The sequence below is a fragment of the Xenorhabdus cabanillasii genome, from assembly GCF_003386665.1.
GTDB classification, from domain to species: domain Bacteria; phylum Pseudomonadota; class Gammaproteobacteria; order Enterobacterales; family Enterobacteriaceae; genus Xenorhabdus; species Xenorhabdus cabanillasii.
Window position 1 is genome coordinate 1,898,145 of sequence record NZ_QTUB01000001.1, and the last position, 25,114, is coordinate 1,923,258.

Annotated in this window: 22 protein-coding genes; 9 read left to right on the plus strand and 13 right to left on the minus strand. The window is 42.3% G+C overall.

Annotation, left to right across the window (positions count from 1 at the left end; all coding sequences use genetic code 11):
- Positions 1-10 precede the first annotated feature (10 nt).
- Together ispA and xseB are read right to left on the minus strand one after the other, a co-directional pair.
- Complete coding sequence (ispA, locus tag BDD26_RS08975) at positions 11-928, minus strand: (2E,6E)-farnesyl diphosphate synthase (protein WP_038262305.1); 918 nt, start codon at positions 926-928, stop codon at positions 11-13.
- Between the two features lie 4 nt (positions 929-932).
- Positions 933-1,190 (minus strand): exodeoxyribonuclease VII small subunit, encoded by a 258-nt coding sequence (gene xseB, locus BDD26_RS08980; protein WP_038262154.1) that lies wholly within the window; start codon positions 1,188-1,190, stop codon positions 933-935.
- A 247-nt stretch (positions 1,191-1,437) separates the two neighbouring features.
- Between xseB and thiI the strand changes: the two genes are divergently transcribed.
- Complete coding sequence (gene thiI / locus BDD26_RS08985; protein ID WP_115826339.1) at positions 1,438-2,886, plus strand: tRNA uracil 4-sulfurtransferase ThiI; 1,449 nt, start codon at positions 1,438-1,440, stop codon at positions 2,884-2,886.
- An 84-nt stretch (positions 2,887-2,970) separates the two neighbouring features.
- Here thiI and yajL read toward each other — a convergent pair whose 3' ends face one another.
- Complete coding sequence (gene yajL, locus BDD26_RS08990; RefSeq protein WP_115826340.1) at positions 2,971-3,564, minus strand: protein deglycase YajL; 594 nt, start codon at positions 3,562-3,564, stop codon at positions 2,971-2,973.
- Positions 3,527-4,438, minus strand: coding sequence for a 2-dehydropantoate 2-reductase (gene panE, locus BDD26_RS08995; protein ID WP_115826341.1), 912 nt, complete (start codon positions 4,436-4,438; stop codon positions 3,527-3,529). The genes yajL and panE overlap by 38 nt, the downstream gene beginning before the upstream one ends.
- A 178-nt stretch (positions 4,439-4,616) precedes the next feature.
- Here panE and BDD26_RS09000 point away from each other — a divergent pair, with 178 nt between their 5' ends.
- Complete coding sequence (locus tag BDD26_RS09000) at positions 4,617-5,108, plus strand: YajQ family cyclic di-GMP-binding protein (protein WP_038262165.1); 492 nt, start codon at positions 4,617-4,619, stop codon at positions 5,106-5,108.
- Positions 5,109-5,250: 142 nt separating this feature from the next.
- Here BDD26_RS09000 and BDD26_RS09005 read toward each other — a convergent pair whose 3' ends face one another.
- The 9 genes from BDD26_RS09005 to BDD26_RS09045 form a co-directional block, all read right to left on the minus strand.
- Positions 5,251-6,621, minus strand: coding sequence for an MFS transporter (locus BDD26_RS09005; RefSeq protein WP_115826342.1), 1,371 nt, complete (start codon positions 6,619-6,621; stop codon positions 5,251-5,253).
- A gap of 208 nt (positions 6,622-6,829) precedes the next feature.
- Positions 6,830-7,714, minus strand: a complete 885-nt coding sequence (gene cyoE, locus BDD26_RS09010) for a heme o synthase (RefSeq protein ID WP_038262170.1) — start codon at positions 7,712-7,714, stop codon at positions 6,830-6,832.
- Between the two features lie 12 nt (positions 7,715-7,726).
- Positions 7,727-8,059, minus strand: coding sequence for a cytochrome o ubiquinol oxidase subunit IV (locus tag BDD26_RS09015; protein WP_038262173.1), 333 nt, complete (start codon positions 8,057-8,059; stop codon positions 7,727-7,729).
- Positions 8,059-8,670 (minus strand): cytochrome o ubiquinol oxidase subunit III, encoded by a 612-nt coding sequence (locus BDD26_RS09020; protein WP_115826343.1) that lies wholly within the window; start codon positions 8,668-8,670, stop codon positions 8,059-8,061. The genes BDD26_RS09015 and BDD26_RS09020 overlap by 1 nt, the downstream gene beginning before the upstream one ends.
- Positions 8,670-10,652, minus strand: a complete 1,983-nt coding sequence (gene cyoB, locus BDD26_RS09025; RefSeq protein ID WP_115826344.1) for a cytochrome o ubiquinol oxidase subunit I — start codon at positions 10,650-10,652, stop codon at positions 8,670-8,672. Before cyoB ends, BDD26_RS09020 begins: the two co-directional genes overlap by 1 nt.
- A 4-nt stretch (positions 10,653-10,656) precedes the next feature.
- On the minus strand, positions 10,657-11,622 hold the full coding sequence (gene cyoA, locus BDD26_RS09030; RefSeq protein ID WP_038262184.1) for a cytochrome o ubiquinol oxidase subunit II: 966 nt from the start codon (positions 11,620-11,622) through the stop codon (positions 10,657-10,659).
- A 349-nt stretch (positions 11,623-11,971) separates the two neighbouring features.
- Positions 11,972-12,739, minus strand: a complete 768-nt coding sequence (locus BDD26_RS09035) for a nucleoside-specific channel-forming Tsx family protein (protein WP_038262187.1) — start codon at positions 12,737-12,739, stop codon at positions 11,972-11,974.
- A 223-nt stretch (positions 12,740-12,962) separates the two neighbouring features.
- Entirely contained in the window at positions 12,963-14,489 is a 1,527-nt protein-coding gene (gene ampG, locus BDD26_RS09040) for a muropeptide MFS transporter AmpG (protein WP_115826345.1), read from the minus strand.
- A gap of 83 nt (positions 14,490-14,572) precedes the next feature.
- The gene (locus BDD26_RS09045) at positions 14,573-15,160 is read right to left on the minus strand and encodes a lipoprotein (protein ID WP_115827527.1); all 588 of its coding nucleotides are present in this window, start codon (positions 15,158-15,160) and stop codon (positions 14,573-14,575) included.
- A gap of 244 nt (positions 15,161-15,404) precedes the next feature.
- Here BDD26_RS09045 and bolA point away from each other — a divergent pair, with 244 nt between their 5' ends.
- The 7 genes from bolA (at position 15,405) to ppiD (ending at position 24,981) form a co-directional block, all read left to right on the plus strand.
- A complete protein-coding gene (bolA, locus tag BDD26_RS09050; protein WP_115826346.1) occupies positions 15,405-15,728 on the plus strand; it encodes a transcriptional regulator BolA in 324 nt (107 codons plus the stop codon).
- Between the two features lie 392 nt (positions 15,729-16,120).
- Complete coding sequence (gene tig / locus BDD26_RS09060) at positions 16,121-17,425, plus strand: trigger factor (RefSeq protein WP_038262197.1); 1,305 nt, start codon at positions 16,121-16,123, stop codon at positions 17,423-17,425.
- A 258-nt stretch (positions 17,426-17,683) separates the two neighbouring features.
- Positions 17,684-18,307 (plus strand): ATP-dependent Clp endopeptidase proteolytic subunit ClpP, encoded by a 624-nt coding sequence (gene clpP / locus BDD26_RS09065; RefSeq protein ID WP_038262200.1) that lies wholly within the window; start codon positions 17,684-17,686, stop codon positions 18,305-18,307.
- A gap of 144 nt (positions 18,308-18,451) precedes the next feature.
- Positions 18,452-19,723 carry an ATP-dependent protease ATP-binding subunit ClpX gene (clpX, locus tag BDD26_RS09070; RefSeq protein WP_038262203.1) on the plus strand — a complete coding sequence of 424 codons (1,272 nt, stop codon included), beginning with the start codon at positions 18,452-18,454 and terminating at the stop codon, positions 19,721-19,723.
- A gap of 208 nt (positions 19,724-19,931) precedes the next feature.
- Positions 19,932-22,286, plus strand: coding sequence for an endopeptidase La (gene lon, locus BDD26_RS09075; protein ID WP_038262206.1), 2,355 nt, complete (start codon positions 19,932-19,934; stop codon positions 22,284-22,286).
- A gap of 374 nt (positions 22,287-22,660) precedes the next feature.
- A complete protein-coding gene (hupB, locus tag BDD26_RS09080) occupies positions 22,661-22,936 on the plus strand; it encodes a nucleoid-associated protein HU-beta (RefSeq protein WP_038262209.1) in 276 nt (91 codons plus the stop codon).
- Positions 22,937-23,106: 170 nt separating this feature from the next.
- Positions 23,107-24,981, plus strand: coding sequence for a peptidylprolyl isomerase (ppiD, locus tag BDD26_RS09085; RefSeq protein WP_115826347.1), 1,875 nt, complete (start codon positions 23,107-23,109; stop codon positions 24,979-24,981).
- Positions 24,982-25,114: the final 133 nt, after the last annotated feature.

A 25,114-nucleotide genomic window follows, 5' to 3' on the forward strand; every position in this document is an offset into this window, starting at 1 on the left:
GATCGGTTTTTTAGCTGTTTCTTTCAATGATGAAACCCGCCAGTTGTTTTAGAGTCACAGTATTATAGGAGTGATTTTCCAGTTCTGTGAGTGCAGCAATAGCATCTTCATAAAGATCTTTGGCTTTTTTTTGGGCTTGCTCCAGGCCTAACAATGAAGGGTAGGTGTTTTTCCCAAGTTGCTGATCATTCCCCTGACGTTTGCCGATAATTTTTGTATCACCAATGACATCCAGAATATCATCGTGCACCTGAAATGCGAGGCCGATTGCCTGTGCATATTTATCCAGCCAGGGCAACGCTTCACGGCCACGTATACCTGCACCGTAAGCTCCCAATCTGACTGCACAACGAATTAATGTACCTGTTTTGTGTCGGTGGATTTGTTCCAGTGCAGCAAGATCAATCTGTTTCCCTTCGGCTTTCAAATCCAATGACTGCCCGCCACACATACCTGCAATACCACTGGATGTTGCTAATTCAGCAATCATTTCAAGACGGTCAGATAATGCCACATTTGGCATCTCTTGCTTTGCCAGAATCTCAAAGGCTAATGATTGCAACGCATCTCCAGCCAGGATCGCATGATCCTCGCCAAATTTAATATGGCAGGTAGGTTGGCCACGACGTAAATCATCGTTGTCCATTGCAGGCAAATCATCGTGGATCAGCGAATAGGCGTGGATACACTCTAAAGCGATGGCTGGCGCATCAAGGCTCTCTTTGGAAAGGCCAAACATTTCACCTACAGTATAAACTAAAAATGGGCGCAGCCGTTTTCCACCCAGTACAGCACCATATTGCATAGCTGTTGCTAACGGGCCGTCCAAAAAGGGTAATGAAGAAAATGTTGCCATCAACTTGTCATTGATATGTTGCTGGCAATTGCTTAATTGCTCTTCAAAAGGAGCCTTATATTGTTCAGACATAAAGTTACTCTGCATCAGACGAAAATTCATCAAGTGGAGAATGTGCATCATGATTCAATAAAATTTGCACTCGTTGTTCCGCTTGTTGGAGGGTTTTTTGCCCTTGTCTCGCGAGTTGAATGCCACGTTCAAATTCATTTAATGCATCTTCTAAAGGGAGTTCCCCTGATTCCAAGCGAATGACAATTTCCTCCAGCTCTTTCAGGGAAGTTTCAAATGCTGGTGCTTGCTCGGTTTCTGATGTTCGATTTGCCTTAGACATAATAATTTTAAAGTATGATTATTTAACGAATTACAGTGAGGTAATTTCGTTACAGACTTGCAGAGTACCCTACTACACTGAAAGAAATAAATCATTCGTTACCACTGTTTTTTTACAGATGCTCTGTTTTTTACAGGAGATATAGTGAGATAGTGTTATACTCCACGCCCTATCCAACTGACTACTTAAGAACAATCATTGATACTATTTGTGATAGTTCAATATTGAATGACTACTATATCTTACTATGAAGTTTATCATTAAGTTATTCCCAGAGATTACGATCAAGAGCCAGACTGTTCGCTTACGCTTTATTAAAATCCTTGCCAGCAATATCCGTAATGTGCTGAAAACATTAGGAGAAGAGATTGCTGTTGTTCGCCACTGGGATAATATCGAAGTTCGGGCTAAAAGTGATAATCTTGGTGCAGAAATTTGTGATGCACTGACACGCATTCCGGGTATTCACCATATCCTGCAAGTAGAAGAGAGAGATTTTCGTGATTTGCATCATATCTTTGAACAAACCTACGAAGCATATGGGCATTTACTGCATGGAAAAACATTTTGTGTCCGTGTGAAACGTCGTGGTAAACACAGTTTCACTTCCAATGAAGCTGAACGCTATATCGGTGGCGGCCTGAATCAACATATTGAATCTGCCAAAGTGAAACTGACTCATCCAGATGTGACAGTGAATCTGGAAATTGATCAGGATAAACTGATCCTGGTTAAAGCCCGTCATCCAGGGATCGGCGGATTTCCTATTGGAACGCAGGAAGATGTTCTGTCCCTTATCTCTGGCGGGTTTGACTCTGGGGTTTCCAGCTATATGCTGATGCGCCGTGGTTGTCGTGTACATTATTGCTTCTTTAATCTCGGTGGCTCTGCCCATGAAATTGGTGTGAAACAGGTAGCTCACTATTTGTGGAACCGATTTGGCAGTTCCCATAAGGTTCGCTTTGTTGCCGTCGATTTTGAACCGGTCGTTGCTGAAATTCTGGAAAAAGTGGATGACGGCCAAATGGGCGTTGTGCTGAAAAGAATGATGGTCAGAGCTGCTTCCAGGATTGCAGAACGTTATGGTGTGCAAGCAATCGTGACAGGAGAAGCATTGGGGCAGGTCTCTAGCCAGACATTGACTAACTTGAGACTGATTGATAATGCTTCGGATACGTTGATCCTCCGTCCGCTGATTTCTCACGATAAAGAACACATTATTAAGCTGGCACGTGAAATTGGAACGGAAGATTTTGCTCGTACTATGCCGGAATTCTGTGGTGTGATCTCTAAGAGTCCAACCGTTAAAGCCGTCAAAGCCAAAATTGAAGAGGAAGAAGGTAAGTTCGATTTTGATATTCTGGATCGTGTGATAAGTGAAGCCCAGAATTTGGATATTCGTCAGATTGCTGAACAGGCTAGTGAGCAGATTGTGGAAGTGGAAACAGTCACTAAGTTTTCTGCGAATGATGTATTGTTGGATATCCGTTCACCAGATGAACAGGATGATCACCCACTGAGTATGGAAGGTATCGAAATTCAGTCATTACCTTTCTATAAGTTGAGTACCCAGTTTGGTGATCTGGCGAAAGAGAAAAATTATCTGCTTTATTGTGAACGCGGTGTGATGAGCCGTTTGCAGGCGCTTTACTTGCGTGAACAAGGCTTTCAGAACGTGAAGGTTTATCGCCCTTAATCTGAGCCAGTACATCTGAAAGAAACATATAAGCTGCTGGCAGAATAGATTTTCTGTAAGCAGCTTATATTAACAGATTCACTACTATAGATTTTGGTAGTTATTGACGCCGGGTGGTAAGACTAATTGAGCTGCAACTTCTGCTGCCTTATCTTTTCCTTTCAGTAGTTCTATTAGTCTCAGGGCGAAGTCAAAAGCAGTTGCAGGCCCCTGGCTGGTGAGCAAATTAACCCTCTCATCAAAATAAACCCGACGATCGATCCACTTTTCCGGGGCTATTTTATCTTTCATGCTTGGGTAACCTGTCATATTTCCAATCGGGAAAAGCTGATGATATTCCAGTACAACGGCTGGAGATGCGCAGATTGCTGCAATGATTTTACCCTGACTTTGGGCTGTGCGGATTTTCTCTACAACTAATAGACTATCGCGAAAACATTCTGCCCCTTTTATCCCTCCCGGCAGAATAACAGCATCAAAATCTTCATCAACAACATCGATTAAGGGAGTATCTGCAACAATTTTAACGCCACGCGAGCAGGTTAATGTCAGAGCTCCATCGGTTGCTGCACTGGCGATGGTAACCTTGATCCCGGCTCTGACCAACAAATCAATGGTAGTGACAGCTTCTATTTCTTCACTACCGTGTGCGAGGCAAACGAGAGCTGAAGCGTGCATATTTCTCCTCCTTGCGTTTGATAAAACGATAAATATGGATGTTTTCTGTAAGCACCAGCCCATGTACACGGGCTCGGTGTAGTAAAAATCCGGTAATGTAGTCTATTTCTGTAGGTCGTTGTGCCCGAATATCTTGCCGCATAGATGAAGAGTTTTCAGATGTTCGCTCAATAACAGCCATCACGTAATTGATAAGTGATGGTTTGGTGATCTGAAGGCCCTCTTTTTGCATCACCTGATAGATCTCATCACATAATGAATGGATATTTGTAACGTGATGCGATAATTCGCCATTCTTACAATCATAAATTACGGTGAGTGGATTGATAACGCAATTGACGGCAAGTTTTAGCCAGCTGATGGTATAGATATCATCGTGCCATTTTACGTCTGGTAAGGCGTCATGCAAAATTTTTGCTAAAAAACTGAATTCATCAGTATCAGGCAACGTAGAACCAATATGGGTTATACCTTGTGATTTGTGATAAACAATACCATTTTCCTGATATGCCCCATGAGTTGTCACTCCCGATAAGATGGGATTGGGCAGAGATAAAAGTTCATCTTGTGTACCCATCCCATTATGCAGTAGCAGGATAGGACAATAAGGGGAAAGTTTGGGAACAAGGTTATTGATAGCATCTGAAACTTGCCAGGCTTTTAGGCAAACAAGTAACAATTCGCTCTCGGCAAGATGTTTTTCATCATTGGCAGGAAGTTGCTGTTCAAATACCTTGCCCTGAAAGTTATCAATATGAACATTGACAAAATGTTGTGACACTTTTAGCCATGCCTGAATTTGATGATGTTGTCGGGATAAGGCAGCAAGCCACAGTTTACCCATTGCACCACAGCCAAGAACAGTTATTTTCATTGTTCTTCCTTGAGAAATACGTTCATCGGGAACCTCAAAATTAAGCTGATCTGAATTCCAAGCCCGCTAAAATAATATAAATTCCAAAAGATCACTGAGTGTGAGGAGTATAGATCTTTTGCCAATAATAGAAAGCGGTTATCATGCCGGATTATTGATTAGCTGGAGGTGACTGATAATGCCATCATTTGATATTGTTTCAGAAGTTGATATGCAGGAAGTGCGCAATGCGGTAGAGAATGCGCAGAGGGAATTAACCAATCGTTGGGATTTCCGCAATGTCAATGCGAGTTTTGAACTAAACGAAAAGAGCGAATCGGTCAAGATTGCGAGTGAGTCTGATTTTCAGGTTAACCAACTGGTCGATATTCTGCGTGAAAAATTTGCTAAGCGAGGAATTGACGGCTCTGTACTGAATATTCCTGAGAATATGGTGCATAGCGGTAAAACTTACAGTGTGGAAGCAACTCTGCTGCAAGGTATTGATACACCGTTAGCGAAAAAAATCGTCAAGCTGATTAAAGACAGCAAGCTGAAAGTTCAGGCACAAATTCAGGGCGAGCAAGTGCGAGTTACCGGTAAAGCTCGTGATGATCTGCAAGGGGTTATTGCATTAGTTCGTGGCGCAGAGTTGGGGCAGCCTTTCCAATTCACCAACTTCCGTGACTAACTGTTTTCCGTGATTAACTGCTGATATCGGTAGATTTACTTTTTTCTCTGATCAAAATATTTAAGGGAAGCTGAGTAATTTCAATTGCTACAAATGCTTCCCTAATAAATTTATTATCTATAGAACCCTATTATCTCAGAACCTATTGGGTATGAGAAAACACAAGCTGCTCTAGTTGCTCACGATTAGTTTGTTTAGTATCGACTTTGATATAGGCACTCAGTTCGTCCGGTACAATAATGACATCTTTCACACCCGCTTGAGACAATATTTTCTTTTCCAGAATTTCAGGAGCATTTAATTGAGCTGGCAAGATGAGCCTGATGCTGCTGACATAAGGTGGTTGACGTAATGTGAGGCTGAGAATAAACCAGAATATGGTGAGAATAATACTGCCCATAAATACTAATGATGCGCCTTGCAGTTCATATAGCATTCCACCGATACTGCCTCCCAGAGCGACACCAAGGAACTGGCTGGTAGAGTAAACTCCCATTGCTGTACCTTTGTAGCCTGCTGGTGCTTCTTTGCTGATCAATGAAGGCAAAATAGCTTCCATGATATTAAAAGCAAGAAAGAAAATCTGAATACCTGCAAATATTCCCCAAAGATGTGATCCTAAAGACCACAAAACAAATTCAGCAATAAACAACATGCCGATACAAAGTAAGAAAACTTGCTTCATGCGGCGTTTTTTCTCCGCATAAATAATGAATGGTAAGACGGCAATAAAAGAAATAAGCGTAGTAATTAAATAAACTTTCCAGTGTTGTTGAGGAGGAAAACCTGCTTTTTCCATGATCAGAGGCAGGACAACGAAGCTGGACATCAATAAGGTATGTAGGCTGAGAATACCAAAATTGAGTTTGAGTAATTGAGGATCAGAAAGTACACGCCGGAAACTGCCCCGGACAATGCCAGATTCACGATTTAATAATTGATTATGTGTTGATGGGACAGCGAATAGCGTTATTAAAATACCGCAACTGGCAAGAATTGCGATTGTACCAAATAAACCATTTAATCCGATGTGATGAGTGATAACAGGGCCGATAACAATAGCAAAAGCAAATGTGATACCAAAGCTGATGCCAATGAATGCCATTGCTTTTGTACGATTTTGTTCGCGGGTAAGATCTGATAATAACGCCATGATTGCAGCAGAGATTGCACCTGCACCTTGCAAAGCTCTTCCGGCGATAACTCCCCAAATAGAGTCGCTAAAGGCGGCAATGATACTGCCTAATACAAAAATGAGTAGTCCACCTATTATCAAAGGCTTTCGGCCAATTTTGTCTGAAAATAACCCGAATGGAATTTGAAATATTGCCTGTGTTAAGCCGTAGATACCGATTGCAATTCCTATCAGGGCCTCGGTGGCATCACGTAACGCTAAACCGTAGGTCGTAAGGACGGGTAAGACCATGAACATGCCTAACATGCGTAGAGAAAAAACGGAACCTAAGCCCCATGTTGCCCGGAGTTCAAGGGGAGTCATTTGATTATCGTTCATGGATACCTGATACCTCAAAAAATTCGATATGGCATTTAGCTTAGAAAGGAATAAATTGATACAAGATATTCATTTCATACAGATTACTAACGAATTGGTTACTAAATCATGTTTATCAAGAGTGATCTAAACGAAGTAAGTTATTAATACTTGTAAGAGATAAAGAAAGGAAAAATGGCAAGAGTTTGTTTCCCCTGCCATTTTGATATTATCGGACGTAAGTCAGCATTATTTCTGGAGATGCTGCGGAGTCCACAGACATCATGACGCTCAATGACATGATAGCGACAATAGAAAATACAAATAACTTACGAGCCCAGATATGGTCATTAGTCGTTTTATAACCGGATAATGCCATACCCAGCCACCAAATACTTACCGCAGCAGCGACAATCAGGTATTTGTAACCTGCATAGCCACTGATTGCCAACATCAGAGTGGCAACCATAAATGCCAGAATATAGAGGGTAATATGGTTTTTGGCCACAGAGATACCCTTAATTACAGGCAATACTGGAATATTGGCAGCCTGATAATCTTTGAACCGAAAAATAGCAATGGCGTAAGAGTGAGGCATCTGCCATAAACTGAAAATCAACAACAGAATAAGTGCCCCTGTGTCAAATTGCCCGGTTACTGCACAATAACCTATGACAGGGGGCGCAGCGCCTGACAAGCTGCCAACCAGCGTGCCATAAATAGACTTTCTTTTCATGTAGAGGCTATAAACCCCGACATAAACGACAAACCCGATGAGAGCTAACTGCATTGCTAAGGCATTGGCTGCTACATAGAGCAGCACAACGCCAGCAATACCTAACACTGAGGCGTAAATCAGGCTGATTTTCGGATCGATAAGCCCTTTCACAAGGACCCTTTCTTTTGTTCTTTCCATGATCCTGTCGATATCGCGGTCGATATAGTTGTTAAATACACAACCTGATGCTACCACCAGCGATACCCCGACCATTGTTGCAAAGAACAAGGGGTAATCTATTACGCCCTTGGAAGCGAGTAGAAAACCACCAATCGCAGAAATTAGATTTCCGAAAATAATTCCTGGTTTGGTCACTTGCAGGTATTGCTTAATCATTCAAATCAACCCTTAATCAACCATCATATTGATATTCAGGTTGTACATAATCCACAGAGAGCCAACAACAACAATAGCGATGACCAGTATTGTGAATATTAAAGCAACGAGATTCCAACGCTCTTCAGACGATGTATTCATGTGCAGGAAGCAGATGAAATGAACAAAAATCTGAATAACAGCCATAACAACTACTGTTGTCAGGATTGTGCTGTGCGAAGCAGTACCATCCATCACCATCCAGAATGGGATCACGGTCAAAATAACTGACAGAACAAAACCAATCATATAGGTTTTGAAACTACCGTGGCTGGCGCCGGAATGAGAAGTATTTGGATGACTCATTACATAGCTCCCATCAGATAAACGACAGTAAATACACAGATCCATACAACGTCAAGGAAGTGCCAGAACAGGCTCAGGCAGTTCAGACGCATACGGTTCACGTCAGTCAGGCCGCGGCGTGAAACCTGAATCATCAGAATGACGATCCAAATCAGACCAAAGGTTACGTGCAGACCGTGAGTCGCAACCAGCGCGAAGAAAGCAGACAGGAATGCACTGCGGTCAGGGCCATAACCTTCCATGATCAGTTTATGGAATTCATAAACTTCCATTGAGACGAAACCCAGGCCGAACAGGAAGGTAACAAATAGCCACAGGTTAACTTGACCGATTTTGCCTTTGTTCATGCTCAGCATGGCGAAACCATAGGTGATACTACTGAACAACAGCAGGAAGGTTTCTACCAAGACAAATGGCAGTTCAAAAATCTGTTTACCTGTTGGGCCATCCGCAGTGCCATTAACTAATACTGCATAGGTAGCGAACAGACTTGCAAACAGAATCAAGTCACTCATCAGATAGATCCAGAAACCAAAGATTTTGTTGGCTCCTGTGTCATGGTGCCCATGAGCGTCATGGGCGGCTGTATTGTTAAGGGTTTGAGTCGACATTATTTTACACCTGCCTTTCTCAGTTCTTCGTAACGCTGATTTTCAATTTTCTCGACTTCAGCCACTGGAACGTAGTAATCAACGTCTTCGTCAAAGCTTTTCACGATGCAACTGATGATAATGCCTGCGAAACTTGCAATAGCCATCCACCAGATATGCCATATCAATGCAAAGCCTAAGACCAGACAGAATGCACTAATAATTACGCCAGCACCTGTGTTTTTAGGCATATGAATTTCTTCATATTTAGCAGAGCGTTTATACCCAATGCCTTTTTCTTTCATGTCCCACCATGCATCACGAGTCTGGATGTGTGGAACTTCTGCGAAGTTATAGAACGGAGGTGGAGATGAAGTTGACCATTCCAGAGTACGAGCACCCCATGGGTCACCAGTCAGATCACGGTTTTGTTGACGGTCACGGATACTCACGTAGAACTGGATAACCTGGCACAGAATACCAATTGCGATCAGGACAACACCGCCCGCTGCAACAACCAGCAGAGAATGGAATTCTGGGTTGATGTCCTGGCTCAGACGACGAGTCATACCCATAAAGCCCAGAGCATACAGAGGCATAAAGGCAACGAAGAAACCAGTGATCCAGAACCAGAAAGCACGGACACCCCATTTTTCATTCAGTGTGAAACCAAATGCTTTCGGGAACCAGTAAGTTGTACCAGCGAAGCAGCCGAATACAACGCCACCAATGATAACGTTATGGAAGTGAGCAATCAGAAACAGACTGTTATGCAGTACGAAGTTCGCACCAGGTACAGCCAGCAGAACACCTGTCATACCACCAATGGAGAAAGTGACCAGAAAGCCGACAGTCCACAGCATAGGTGTTTTGAACTCGATACGGCCACGGTACATGGTGAACAGCCAGTTGAAGATCTTAACCCCGGTTGGGATAGAGATAATCATCGTGGCGATACCAAAGAAGGCGTTAACGTTCGCGCCGGAGCCCATGGTAAAGAAATGGTGCAGCCATACAATGAACGACAGAATGGTAATAACGATTGTCGCCCACACCAGTGAGGTATAACCGAACAGGCGTTTTTTCGAGAAGGTTGCAGTGACTTCAGAGAAGATACCGAAGACAGGCAGAACCAGAATATAAACTTCAGGATGGCCCCAAGCCCAGATCAGGTTGATGTACATCATCATGTTGCCACCCATATCGTTGGTGAAGAAATGGGTGCCCAGATAACGATCCAGGGTTAACAGTGCAATAGTGACTGTCAGAATAGGGAATGCAGCAATGATAAGTACGTTGGTGCACAGTGAAGCCCAGGTGAAAACTGGCAATTTCATCATGGACATACCCGGTGCACGCATGCGCAGGATGGTCACGAAGAAGTTAACACCAGTCAGCAATGTACCTACACCGGAGAGCTGGAGGCTCCATATCCAGTAATCAACACCAACTCCAGGGTTATATTCCAGACCGGACAGAGGCGGGTAAGCCAGCCAGCCAGTTTGAGCGAATTCACCTACACCCAGAGAGAGGTTGATCAGAGCGACACCTACAACAAATAACCAGAAACTCAGAGAGTTCAGGAATGGGAATGCAACGTCACGTGCCCCGATTTGCAGAGGAACCACAATGTTCATCAGACCAACAACGAAAGGCATCGCCATGAAGAAGATCATGATAACGCCGTGGGCGGTAAAGATCTGATCATAATGGTGCGGGGGCAGGAAACCTGCTTCACCAGCGGAAGCCAGGGCTTGCTGTCCACGCATCATGATGGCATCAGCGAAACCGCGCAACATCATTACCATAGCAACAACGATGTACATGACCCCGATTTTTTTGTGGTCGACGCTTGTCAGCCATTCAGTCCAGAGCCATTTCCATTTACGGAAATAGGTTAGGGCACCAACAACTGCCAGTCCCCCAAGAAGTATCCCAATCAATGTCACCACAATAATGGGTTCATGTAATGGGATCGCATCAAGTGTTAATTTTCCCCACATGTCTTTATTCCTCAACACCTGCATGAGCCGGCTGACTCATATTCATATTATGACCCGCAGCTTCACCATGTTCTGTTTTTCCGTGACCAGATACACCAAACATACCGCTATGGCCCATATCACCCATAAATTTGGCGATTGTTTCTTGGAACAGTTTTGGTTTCACGCTTGAGAAGTATTCAACTGGGTTGTTTTGGCTAGGTTTAGCTAATGCATTGAATGCTTGTACGGTATCCAGGGTTTTAGCTGATGCTTTAACTTTCTGCACCCACTCTTCAAAACCTGCACGATCCTCAGTTGCTGTTGCAGTGAATTTCATGCCGGAAAAGCCATGTCCACTATAACTGGCCGAGAAACCGTCGTATTTACCTGCTGAGTTAGCAATTAAATGCAGTTTTGTCTGCATACCTGCCATTGCATAAATCTGACCACCTAACTGAGGGATGAAGAAAGAGTTCATCACAGAGTCTGAGGTGATTTTGAAGTTAATTGGCACATCTTTAGGGAATACAATTTCATTTACAGTTGCAATACCCTGTTCTGGGTAGATGAATAGCCATTTCCAGTCGAGGGAAATAACTTCAATCGTTACCGGTTTCACATCACTGTCTAGTGGCTTATATGGATCGAGTTGATGAGTCGTTTTCCATGTAATCGTTGCCAAAGTGATGATAATCAGGATAGGCACAGTCCAGACGACAAGCTCAATTTTATTTGAGTGTGCCCAGTTTGGACGATAGGTAGCAGATTTATTGGCTTCCCGGTAACGTAAAGCAAAGACGATTGCCATTACGATAGCCGGGATAACAACGATCAGCATCAGGCCAAACGCTGTCAGTATCAGCGTTTTTTGTTCAACGCCGATCGCCCCTTTGGGATTCATCAATACCATATCGCAACCACTTAGCATTAAAGTGGCTGCGAGTAATGACGATAACCCAATAGTTTTTTTGTATTTCATAAGTCTCATTGAGCGACCCCAGATAACAAAAGCTTTATTGTCGTTTCATCAGTGCGGGCATTCTACGGTAAGGTTACTGGAGTGTAAACAATTGTAATAGAAGCAGGATGGCTTATAGGTTTTTTATGCTAGAGGGATCACATGTAATATGAGATTTAACAAAAAGTTAACTTCGGTTCGTTATTGTATCTAAGAAATCAAAATAGGCAATGTTTTTAAAATAACTCTCTATTTTTCAAAACGATTTTCTTTATGAAAATCACAGGTTAGTGTTTTGGAATTGACTTCTTGTTGTAATAAAATGATCGTTTTTGATATTGATGAGCAGTTCGATACTGCTCATCAGTTAAACTAATTATTAAAAGTTATATTTTACACTGTAAACAATACCATCCTGAAGGAAATCTTCACCTAGTTTATTATTGGCATAGCGATATTGGATACCGGTAGTAAAAGAAGGGTGTGGAGTCCACCATAATCCCAGTGCTCCGTTAACGCCATCACGGCCACCGTTACCGTAGCGTTTATTACGATTAAGTTCTATTTCATTCCAGTTTGTGACACTGAATTTTTGCTCCCAAAGGTTAAAATCGTATCCTGCAACCCAGCCTACGACATAACCGTTATTTCCTGAGTAGAAAGTTTGGTCAACATAGTGCAGGGCAACAAAAGGTTTGAACCACAGACCTGCAAAGGTCGTGTTATAGCCCAATCCATAGAGTGTATTTACTTCATGGAAGTTGCCACCATTAGCTTTTCCCGGTTGTGAGTAGGTTCCATAAACGTGTCCATAAAGGTTGAAACCTGTTTCTCCCAGATAAAAACGTCCTGTTGTTTTGAAAGCGTAACGTAGGTTATCACCAGGTTGTGCAGTTTTGCTGTTAAATGGATTTTCTAAATCAAAGAAGCCATATAACTCTCCCCAACTAAAACCTGCTCCACCTTCCAGTTCCAGATAAGCAAAGTCGTCTTTGTGAGAAGTCTGCCCTGTTTTGTGTGTAGTGTGTTTGCTCCAGTCAAGGTAGTTCATGCTGACATTGGCAAACCCCCACTGATATTCCGCGCTGGCTGAAGCAGAAACCAAGGCTGTAGCAACTGCGGTGAGTGTCAAAATATGTCTTTTCATAAATTCCCTTTATGTGGTTTTTTAAATATATAAAAAATATTTTGGATAATTGGAAACAAAATGGATACGAACGTGATATTTATTAGTATAAATATTTCCCCGTAAAAAAAGATGTTTCTTGGGGCACATAATTTCAATTTTTATTTATATTGTGATAATTATCACTAACCGAGAGCAACACAAAACTGAACTTTATCAGTTTTGTGTTGTAATAGGTAAAATTTTAAGCAAGTTTACTTTTCTTCAATGCTACATAATCCAGGATACCTCCCAGTAGCAATCCTATGACGCCAATGACAACACTCCATGACAGCATAGGGTATATAAAGTCACTTATTTCATTAAAAAATTGGATATATTCTGGGGAAATAAAAAGTATCAAAGTGACGAAATGGGTTATGATAAACAATAGGCTACTTATAATTAACCAGGCAATAAAAATAAGTGCAGCCAATGTCATGGTCAGGAAGGCTAGTCGATAGTATTGACTAAATAATGTTCGGGAAATGAAATTATCAGTTTTTTGGGTATAAGCCAGTGTCTGGCGGCAGACAAGTAAGAGAGCAAGCCCTGGTAATCCAAGCACAATGGAGAATAAATAAAACATTGGCCAGCCATGTACTTCGGCAAACCAGCCTGCAACTGGGCCGACGTAAACTCGTCCCACAGCGGATAATGCAGAAAGAAGAGCAAATTGGGTTGCTGAAAATGATTTATTACAAAGTGTCATTAGTAAGGCAACAAATGCTGCTGTGCCCATACCGCCACAGATATTTTCCAGAAAAACAGCCCCTCCCATCACATAAATATCTTTAGGAGTAACAGCAAGTATCCAATAGCCGAAGTTTGAAACAGTTTGAAGGAGCCCGAAGATCATTAATGCACGGAACAGGCTCCACTTCTGCATTAAATAACCACCATACAGAGCTCCCATAATGGTGGCAGCCAGACCAAGGGTTTTATTAATCATACCGACTTCAGCCGGATTAAAACCCACTCCGCGAATAAGAAAAGGGGTACTGAGTGAAAGGGCAAAAGCATCAGCCAGCTTATACAGTACAATTAAGAGTAGAATAAGCCAGGCATTGTTTCGACTAAAAAAGTCAAATAAAGGCTCAAATACGGCCTGATGTAATGTTTTTGGTGGCGCTACGTCAATCTGAGGTTCTTTAGCAGTAAGGGTAGCATAAACACCAAACAGCATTAGACCGGCCATGAGCCAGTACATGCTATTCCAGCCAATGTAAGTTGCCATCCACAGAGCCAGACCGCCGGAGACCAGCATTGCCAGCCGATATCCCAGGACAGAAATTGCCGCTCCGGTTCCCCGTTCTTCTTGTTGAAGTAAATCGGTTTTATAGGCGTCAAAAATAATATCTTGAGAAGCCGAGAAAAAGGCGACAGCAACAGCTAATGCAGCTAACCACCATAAATGTTGCGATGGATCGAGAAATCCCATTGCCACGATACTGATAATGAGTAAAAGTTGGGTAATGAGCATCCATCCGCGCCGCCGTCCTAAGAACGAGGGGGAATAGCGATCCATAGCAGGTGCCCAGAGAAATTTAAAAACATAGGCCTGACCGACTAAAGTAAAAAAGCCGATGGTTTTGATATCAATGTTTTCGACAGTCATCCATGCCTGTAATGTTCCTGCGGTGAGGGCAAGGGGGAGACCAGAGGCAAAACCCAATAAAAGAAGAATACGGTAGTTGCGTATTGTAGATAAACTCAGTGTGTGATTCGTCATAAGCCCTTCCAATACTTTCTGCCCATAATCTATCAGAGGAAAGTTCAATAGAGTCAGGCAGAAAGTCTATATCTTGTTACCTGTTATCGAATGTTCTGTTTAATGAAGGTGCTGATTGACGAATCTTGAGCCATGTCTGCAATCACATCAGATAATACAGTATTAACGGCATCAGCAATTTTGGCATTAGTTGCGTTTAATGGACCCTGCGCATTATAGCTGGTGCGGTAGTTTTTAATTTGTTTACTACCATCTTGAGCATAAACAATAATTGAGATTTCCGCTTTCGCTGAAATATCGTGGCGTAGGCTTCCTTCCTTTACTGTCGCATAAAGCTGATTCACTATGACTTGTAAATTGGCATTCGCCGGAGAGCCAATCATATAACCACGAGCAACCATTTGTTTTTCCAATGCTTCTTGCAGTAAAAAGCGTAAATCACGCGAAGGCAGCAGCGTAACTAATTTTGCATTACGGTTAATTTGGGCCAGGGCTTGAGATTGCCGATGATCGACCCCACTAATGCTAATTGTGATCGCTTTCATTGTAGGATCTGCCGATGGCAAGGTAATTTTAGGTTGAATAGCCAGTGTATTGCTGGTGTCTACACAGCCAGATAAGTTGGCCAGAAAGAGAAATGCAATAAATGGAGTCAATATTTTCTTTAGCATGTAAGTGTTCTCATTCAGAATACGGATACTCAATATAGTAATACAGGTAGTATGGATCATCGCAATCATAGCATTGCCATAGGTAACAGCATATCCCTAATGCTTACTAACTGAAATATATAGGGAAATGCTTAAAGTAAATTCTATAAACGATATTTGGATGCCCTGATGTTATAAATCACGGGAAATAAACTAGAATCAATATATGGTTGATTAATAACCTTTGGTGACTAAGGAGAATGAGATGGTTCGTCAGGAAATAGAAACAAAGTTACAGGCGGCATTTAAGCCTTCTCATCTGGAAGTGATCGATGAAAGTTATCGTCATAATGTACCAGCAGGTTCTGAAAGCCATTTTAAAATTATTGTTATCAGTAATGCATTCGTTGAGCAGAGAATGCTCAACCGCCATCGCTCAGTATATAGTGTCTTGGCTAAAGAGATGGAAGAAGGAGTACATGCTTTAGCGCTTCATACTTATACAGAAAAAGAGTGGGATGAATTAGAAGATACCGTTTTGGCCTCGCCTGCATGTCGGGGAGGAAGTACAACGACATCAACTTTATGAGATTGTACGGTTAACAATATCGTACAACAACATAATACTTAATTTTTTATTAATCTGGTTTTCAAGTTAGACTACAGCCTTCGGGCTGTATTTTTGTTTATATTCATACAGAATGGCCAATATCATGATGTAGCCGTTGGGCAATGTATATCACATTAAGTCAACGAATAGTGCATGCTTTTGTCTGCAATTCTCGACTCATACTGTCTGCATCGCTATAATGCTGCGTCTAAATTTTTACAATAGTTTCGTTCGGGGCGCTTCTGATCACAGGGATTCTCGGTTTTTAAATGCGACCGCCCCGGTTCTTGAAGAGTGATGTAATTTGCCTGTTTTAGACGTTGCACCATTCTGAAGTTGACCGAGCACTATGATTTTTTTGAGGTAACAAGATGCAAGTTTCTGTTGAAACAACTCAAGGCCTTGGGCGTCGTGTATCAATCACCGTTCCTGCTGCCGACATTGAAAAAGCAGTTAACAGTGAATTGGTTAATGTAGCGAAGAAAGTGCGTATTGACGGTTTCCGTAAAGGTAAAGTGCCTATGAATATCGTCAAACAGCGTTATGGCGCTTCCGTTTTGCAGGATGTTCTCGGTGATCTGATGCAGCGCAACTTCGTCAATGCAATCATTGAGAATAAAATTAATCCGGCTGGCGCACCAAGCTACAAACCAGAACAGTTTAAAAACGGTGAAGATTTCATTTATGCAGTTGAATTCGAAGTTTATCCAGAAATCGAACTGAAAGGTCTGGAAGACATTGAAATTGAAAAGCCAGTTGTTGAAGTAAAAGATGCAGACGTTGACACAATGCTGGAAACTTTGCGCAAACAGCAGGCTGACTGGAAAGAAACTGAAGCAGCAGCAGTTGCAGATGATCGTGTAACTGTTGATTTCAACGGCTCTGTTGATGGCGAAGAGTTCGAAGGCGGTAAAGCAACTGATTTCGTTCTGGCAATGGGACAGGGTCGAATGATCCCTGGTTTTGAAGAGAGTATCGTTGGTCACAAAGCGGGTGAAGAATTTACCATCGATGTCACTTTCCCAGAAGACTACCATGCAGAAAACCTGAAAGGTAAAGCAGCGAAGTTTGCTATTAACCTGAAGAAAGTTGAACAGCGTGAACTGCCAGAACTGACTGAAGAATTCATCAAGCGTTTTGGTATTGCTGATGGTACTGTTGACGGCCTGCGTGCAGAAGTTCGCAAAAATATGGAACGCGAACTGAAAAATGCAGTGCGTAATCGCATTAAAACCCAGGTTCTGGATGGTCTGGTTAAGGCTAACGAAATTGAAGTTCCGGCTGCGGTTGTTGATGGTGAAATCGATGTACTGCGTCGTCAAGCGGCTCAGCGTTTCGGTGGTTCTGAAAAACAAGCTTTGGAACTGCCTCGTGAGCTGTTTGAAGAGCAGGCAAAACGCCGTGTTGTTGTTGGCTTACTGTTAGGTGAAGTTATCAGCGGTAATGAGCTGAAAGTTGATGATGAGCGTGTGAATGCACTGATCGAAGAAATGGCTTCTGCTTATGAAGATCCGAAAGAAGTCGTTGAATACTACAGCAAAAATCAAGAAATGATGAACAATATCCGCAATATTGCTCTGGAAGAGCAGGCTGTTGAATTGGTTCTGAGCAAAGCAAAAGTTTCTGAAAAAGAAACTGGCTTCAACGATCTGATGAATCAGAACCAACTGGCATAAGTTTCATTTATTGATTACCTGAGGTGATGAATTTTTCTCTCAGTGATGTAAACCCGCAAGCCTGGCCTGCGGGTTTTTTATTGTTCTTGAAAAAAACAGATTTAACCTCATATCCTTTCTTACTATTATGTAAAGGCTTACTACTTTTTATAGAGGGAAAGTCCTCTGTTAGTTAACTTTGGATCATGGTCATCATCGCTTATCTCACGTAGAATCAGTTATGAATGGCACCAGCGTGAGTTCTATTAGGAGACGGAAATGTCATACAGTGGCAAGCAAGATCAATATGCACCTAACATGTCTTTGGTGCCGATGGTGGTTGAACAAACAGCACGTGGAGAACGTGCGTTCGATATTTATTCCCGCTTATTAAAAGATCGAATTATTTTTCTGACTGGCCCGGTTGAAGATCATATGGCGAACTTAATTGTTGCTCAAATGCTCTTCCTGGAAGCAGAAAATCCAGAAAAAGATATTCACTTATATATCAACTCGCCGGGTGGGGTTATCACAGCTGGTATGTCTATTTATGACACGATGCAATTTATTAAACCAGATGTGAGTACTATTTGTATGGGGCAAGCCTGCTCAATGGGGTCCTTCTTGCTAACAGCTGGCGCGGAAGGAAAGCGTTTTTGTTTGCCAAATTCCAGAGTTATGATCCACCAACCACTGGGCGGATTCCAGGGACAGGCGACAGATATTGAAATCCATGCGCAGGAAATACTCAAAGTTAAAGCTCGTATGAATGAATTAATGGCAAAACATACGGGTCAGCCACTTGAGAAGATCGTCGAAGACACAGAACGTGACCGTTTCTTGTCAGCCGCGGAAGCCGTAGAATACGGATTGGTTGATAGTATATTTACCCATCGAAACTAATTTATTGATAATTAATTTATTACTCCAACACTATAATTTTAAGGTGACTTTTTGTGCTAACACCTAATTTGGCGGAGTAATGACAGCGTTTTTTCTGTTATGCCAGAGAGACTGGGATAACAGCTCATAAAGTGAGGTTGACTGATGACAGATAAGCGCAAAGACGGTTCAGGAAAGCTGCTGTATTGCTCTTTCTGCGGGAAAAGCCAACATGAAGTTCGGAAGTTAATAGCTGGCCCGTCAGTGTATATCTGCGATGAATGTGTCGATTTATGTAATGATATCATTCGCGAAGAAATTAAAGAGCTAATACCACATCGTGAGCGTAGTACATTACCTACCCCTCATGAAATTCGTCAACATCTGGATGATTATGTCATCGGTCAGGAAATGGCGAAAAAAGTGCTGGCAGTGGCTGTTTATAACCATTACAAGCGACTGCGTAATGGAGACACCAATAGCGGTGTGGAATTAGGCAAAAGTAATATTCTGCTAATCGGGCCAACAGGCAGTGGTAAAACTTTGTTAGCAGAAACCCTTGCCCGTTATTTAGATGTGCCTTTTACTATGGCCGATGCGACGACCTTGACTGAAGCGGGCTATGTTGGGGAAGACGTAGAAAATATTATCCAAAAACTTTTGCAAAAATGTGACTACGATGTACAGAAAGCACAGCGTGGTATCGTTTATATTGACGAAATAGATAAGATTTCTCGTAAGTCTGATAACCCTTCAATAACTCGTGACGTATCGGGTGAAGGTGTTCAACAAGCACTTTTGAAGCTGATCGAAGGCACAGTGGCAGCTGTTCCCCCCCAGGGTGGCCGTAAACATCCACAGCAGGAGTTCCTTCAGGTTGATACTTCTAAGATTCTGTTTATCTGTGGTGGAGCGTTTGCCGGTTTAGGCAACGTTGTCAGCCAGCGTTTGAATGTCAGCTCTGGAATTGGTTTTAGTGCTACAGTTAAAGGTGAATCAGAGAAGGCGACAGAAGGTGAATTGCTTGCTCAGGTTGAACCGGAAGATTTGATCAAATTTGGACTTATTCCTGAATTCATTGGCCGTCTGCCTGTTGTGGCAACGTTGGGTGAACTCAATGAAGAAGCGTTGCTCCAAATCTTGCAAGAGCCAAAAAACGCTTTAACAAAACAGTATCAGGCTTTGTTCAATCTGGAAGGTGTTGAGCTGGAGTTCAGAAAAGAGGCGCTGACAGCGATTGCGAAAAAAGCAATGGCGCGTAAAACGGGTGCACGTGGACTTCGTTCAATTGTGGAAGGTGTTTTGCTGGATACAATGTACGATCTTCCGTCAATGGAACATGTAGAAAAAGTTGTCGTTGATGAGACAGTTGTTGAAGATAAATCCGCACCATTATTGATATATAGCAAGCCGGATGCTCAAGTTTCTGGTGAGTGACGAAAATGGGGTAGGAAGTACCAGCTATCAATACGCATTGAAAAAATAAAATGAGGGAGAATCCCTCATTTTGCTTTTTGCAGACATAGGCTATTGAATGTCAGATTCCTGTCCCCATATATTTTATATTCTTTGAAGTGAAACTCGTGAAAACCGTGTTTCACGAGATTCCTAAAAACTGGCGAAAGCTAAACGAAGAGAGAGCTCTATGAACCCTGAGCGTTCCGAACGCATAGAAATCCCTGTATTGCCTTTGCGCGATGTAGTGGTTTACCCACATATGGTGATCCCTCTGTTTGTTGGGCGAGAAAAGTCGATTCATTGTCTGGAAGCAGCAATGGATCATGACAAACAGGTCATGTTGGTAGCGCAGAAAGAAGCATCCACTGATGAACCGGGAGTCAATGATCTGTTCTCCGTAGGTACAGTAGCTTCTGTTCTACAGATGTTGAAATTACCAGACGGTACAGTGAAAGTTCTGGTTGAAGGCTTGCAGCGTGCTCGTATTACAACATTAACAGATAATGGAGAGTACTTTTATGCGCAGGTTGAATATCTGGATTCCCCGATTGTTGATGAGCGTGAGCAAGAAGTTCTGGTAAGAACCGCCATTAATCAGTTTGAAGGCTATATCAAACTGAATAAAAAAATCCCGCCGGAAGTACTGACATCATTGCACAGCATTGAAGATGCAGCAAAATTGGCAGATACCATTGCTGCCCATATGCCATTGAAAATCAATGACAAGCAGGCTGTTTTAGAGATGTCTGATGTTGTTGAACGCATTGAATATCTGATTGCTATGATGGAATCAGAAATCGATCTGCTACAGGTAGAAAAGCGTATCCGTAATCGCGTTAAAAAACAGATGGAAAAAAGTCAGCGCGAATACTACCTGAACGAGCAAATGAAAGCGATCCAGAAAGAATTGGGTGAGATGGATGATGCACCTGATGAATATGAAACTCTGAAACGTAAGATCGAAGACGCCAAAATGCCAAAAGAGGCACGGGAAAAGGCGGAAGCTGAGCTGCAAAAATTAAAAATGATGTCCCCAATGTCGGCAGAAGCAACAGTTGTTCGCAGCTACATTGACTGGATAGTGCAGGTTCCCTGGAACGCACGCAGTAAAGTAAAAAAAGATTTGGTGAAGGCGCAGGAAATACTTGATATAGACCATTATGGTTTGGAGCGAGTGAAAGAACGTATCCTTGAATATCTGGCAGTGCAAAGCCGGGTCAGTAAAATCAGAGGCCCAATTCTTTGTCTGGTTGGACCGCCGGGTGTGGGTAAAACCTCACTGGGACGCTCCATTGCTCGAGCTACAGGTCGTAAGTATATTCGTATGGCTCTGGGCGGTGTACGTGATGAAGCTGAAATACGTGGGCATCGTCGTACCTATATCGGTTCAATGCCGGGTAAATTAATTCAAAAAATGTCCAAAGTAGGAGTTAAAAACCCACTGTTCTTGTTGGATGAAATTGACAAAATGTCATCTGACATGCGCGGTGATCCTGCTGCTGCTTTGCTGGAGGTACTTGATCCTGAACAAAACGTGACATTTAACGATCACTACCTTGAAGTGGACTATGATTTGTCCGATGTGATGTTTGTGGCAACATCCAACTCTATGAACATTTCGGCACCTTTGTTAGATCGTATGGAAGTGATCCGTTTATCAGGTTATACCGAAGACGAGAAGCTAAATATTGCCAAGCGTCACTTGTTGCCGAAACAGATCGAACGCAATGCCTTGAAAAAAGGCGAATTGACCATTGATGATGGAGCGATTATTAGCATAATCCGTTATTACACCCGCGAAGCTGGCGTGCGTAGTTTGGAACGTGAAATTTCCAAGCTGTGTCGTAAGGCGGTCAAGGCTCTGTTGATGGATAAGCAGCTTAAGCATATCGAGATCAATGCTGATAACCTGAAAGAGTATTTGGGTGTTCAGAAAGTGGATTATGGTCGTGCAGATACTGAAAACCGTGTTGGTCAAGCTACAGGGCTTGCATGGACAGAAGTCGGTGGTGATTTGCTGACAATTGAAACGGCCAGTGTACCGGGTAAAGGGAAATTGACTTATACCGGTTCGTTGGGTGAAGTGATGCAAGAATCCATTCAGGCCGCACTGACTGTAGTTCGGGCTCGTGCAGATAAGTTGGGTGTCAATTCTGATTTCCATGAAAAGCGTGATATTCACGTTCATGTCCCAGAGGGTGCAACACCGAAAGATGGCCCAAGTGCAGGTATTGCAATGTGTACAGCACTGGTTTCTTGTCTGACAGGTAATCCGGTTCATGCTGATGTAGCTATGACAGGTGAAATTACTCTGCGTGGTCTTGTCTTGCCTATCGGTGGTTTGAAAGAAAAACTGTTGGCAGCTCATCGTGGGGGAATTAAAACGGTCATTATTCCTTATGAAAATAAACGAGATCTGGAAGAGATCCCTCAAAATATAATTCAGGATTTGGAAATTCATCCGGTTAAGCGTATAGAAGACGTTTTAACTATTGCCTTACAAGATCCTGCATTTGGGGCTGAGGTTGTCTCACTAAAGTAGTACAAAAATAGTGAGCTAACTCAAGACTCTTTATAAAAACTAGGTTGGTAAGTCAATTCAGGCTTGCCAGCCTTTTTTTGTCTCATTAAGTTAGTTTAATCTAAAGATCTGATTAAATATTTTGCTGTTCTATAATTTCTTGCTAATACTGGAATTGGTTGATATGACGGCAAGACTGTTGTGTTATCCGTTCTGAATAGGTGTTTGTTACGATAGTATGCCTAATAGATTTCAAGTTGCATTGTGGCGGCAAGGGAACGAATCTCCAGGAGCATAGATAACTATGTGACCGGGAATCGTTGTAAAAAGTAGCGTAGTCAACAAACAGGTAACTTGAAAGATTAAGGGTATAAAACTAAATGGGGATGATAAGAGTGAATAAGTCACAACTGATCGACAAAATTGCTGCTGATGTAAATATTTCTAAGGCAGCTGCCGGGCGTGTAGTAGATGCATTCATTTCTTCAGTATCTGGTGCATTGAAAGACGGTGATGATGTCGTTTTGGTAGGGTTTGGCACATTTACTGTACGTGAGCGTGCTGCTCGTACAGGACGTAACCCTCAGACAGGCAAGGAAATCAAAATAGCAGCAGCAAAAGTACCCGCTTTCCGTGCAGGAAAAGGGCTGAAAGATGCGGTCAACGGGTAATGAACATAAACAACCTGTCTCATTTACTGTGACAGTTATAAACTGACTGGATCTAACTGATAGGTTAGAATATAAGCGCATCACTTGATTGATGCGCTTTTTTTCTCTTAGCGTTCGAATTAGCGTAAGATAATAGTTTCTTTTTCACTAAAGCGGAGTTTTACGTCTTTATGATGGACAACCTACGCACGGCGGCAAACGGCCCAGTGCTTAAAATCGTGTTGGCTCTAATTATCCTGACCTTTTTGGTGACAGGTGTAACAGGCTACCTGTCAAGTGAAGGCGGTAATTATGCTGCCAAAGTGAATGGTCAAACCATTAGTCGTGCTCAGTTGGAGCAGGTATTTCAACAAGAAAAAATTTCATTACAGGAAAGACTGGGAGATCAATTTTCAACTCTGCTAAGTAATGAGCAGCAAGTGAGACTGCTGAAACGCCAGTCATTGGATAGTATTATTAATGCGGTCTTACTTGAACAATATGCAAATAAGTTGGGTCTATCAGCAAGTGATGAGCAAGTGAAAGCCGAGATCCGCAAACAACCTTATTTCCAGACCGAGGATGGCAAATTTGATAACAATAAATATCTGGAAACGTTAACCAGAGCTGGCCTGAATCCAGATGCTTATGCGGAACAAGTTCGGCAGGAATTGATTACCCGTCAACTTCGTGCAACGTTACTGGGTTCAGAAATTGCTTTGCCGACAGAAATTAAACAGAGGGCAGAATTGTCTTTGCAAGAAAGAATGGTTCGTTTGGCAACTCTTGAACTGAAATCAGTTGAAGCGAAGCAGACAGTAACAGAGCAAGAACTGAAAAATTACTATGATATGAATAGTAAACGCTTCACAGTGCCTGAGAAAGTTAAAGTCAGCTATATCAAGATGGATGCTGCGGATGAGCTGAAAAGTGTTACCGTAACTGATGCTGATATTGAAAAGTATTATAAAAATAACCTGTCAAAATATACACAACCAGAAAGGAAGAAATACAGTCTCATCCAGCTTGCGTCTGAAGCCGATGCAAAATCGATTCTTGATGAATTGAAAAAAGGTGCCGATTTCAGCAAATTGGCAGCAGAAAAATCGACGGATAAATATTCTGCTCAGCAAGGAGGGGATCTTGGCTGGATGGAAGACAGTTCTTCACCTGATGAGATCAAATCCGCTCATTTAACGGAAAAAGAGCAACTTTCTGATATCATCAAATTATCTAATGGGTATGCAATCTTCCGTTTGGACGACATTAAACCTCAGGTAGTCAAGCCATTAGCGGATGAACGCACAACAATAGAAAAAACGGTAAAACAAGAAAAAGCGATTGATGCGTTTTATGCATTGCAGAGAAAAGTCAGTGAAGCTGCTGCCAATGATAATGAGTCCTTAGCTGCGGCAGAACAGGCCGCTGGTTATAAAGCGGTTACTACTGATTGGTTTGACCGAGATCATATCCCAGCTGATATTAATTTCAGTCAGGTAGTCCAGGCTATTTTCTTTGGTAATTTGATGGATGATAAAGGCGCTTCAGGAACTAACTCTGATGTAATCTCTGTTGATGGTGACAGGGCCTTTATTATCCGGGTGGATGATGTTAAACCTGAATCCATTCTGCCATTTGAAGAGGCCAAAACTCAGGTTACTGAATTAGTAAAACGTCAAAAAGCTGAAAAACAGTTACAGGCTGATGGTGAAAATCTTCTTACAGCATTAAAAGAAGGTAAAGGCGAACAAGCTCTAAAAGCAGCAGGGCTCCAGTTTGGTGAACCAACCCCAATGACACGTATGCCACAAGCCAACCCGATTACTGATGTGGTATTTACCCTGCCTCATCCTAAAGATGGTAAACCAGCATATGGATTAGCTCATGATGGGCTTGGCAATGCTGTTTTGGTTCAATTGGATAAAGTTGTGCCTGGCTCTGTTTCAGAAGAGCAGCTTAAACAATATATGATGGTTGAGCAGTACCAGATGGGTAATGCTATGCTGGAATCTTTAGTCGCTAATTTACGTGATAATGCTGAAATTAAAATAGGGCAAATTGAGTAAATTGCGAAGTTACTCGCAACTGATTTTGCAAAACAGTAATTGAAAAAGGCCACTTTCGTGGCCTTTCGCATATTTGAATCTTTCTTGTTGTTCTGAATTTTTGTTGTGGCACTCTTTCCTCCATCAACAAAAC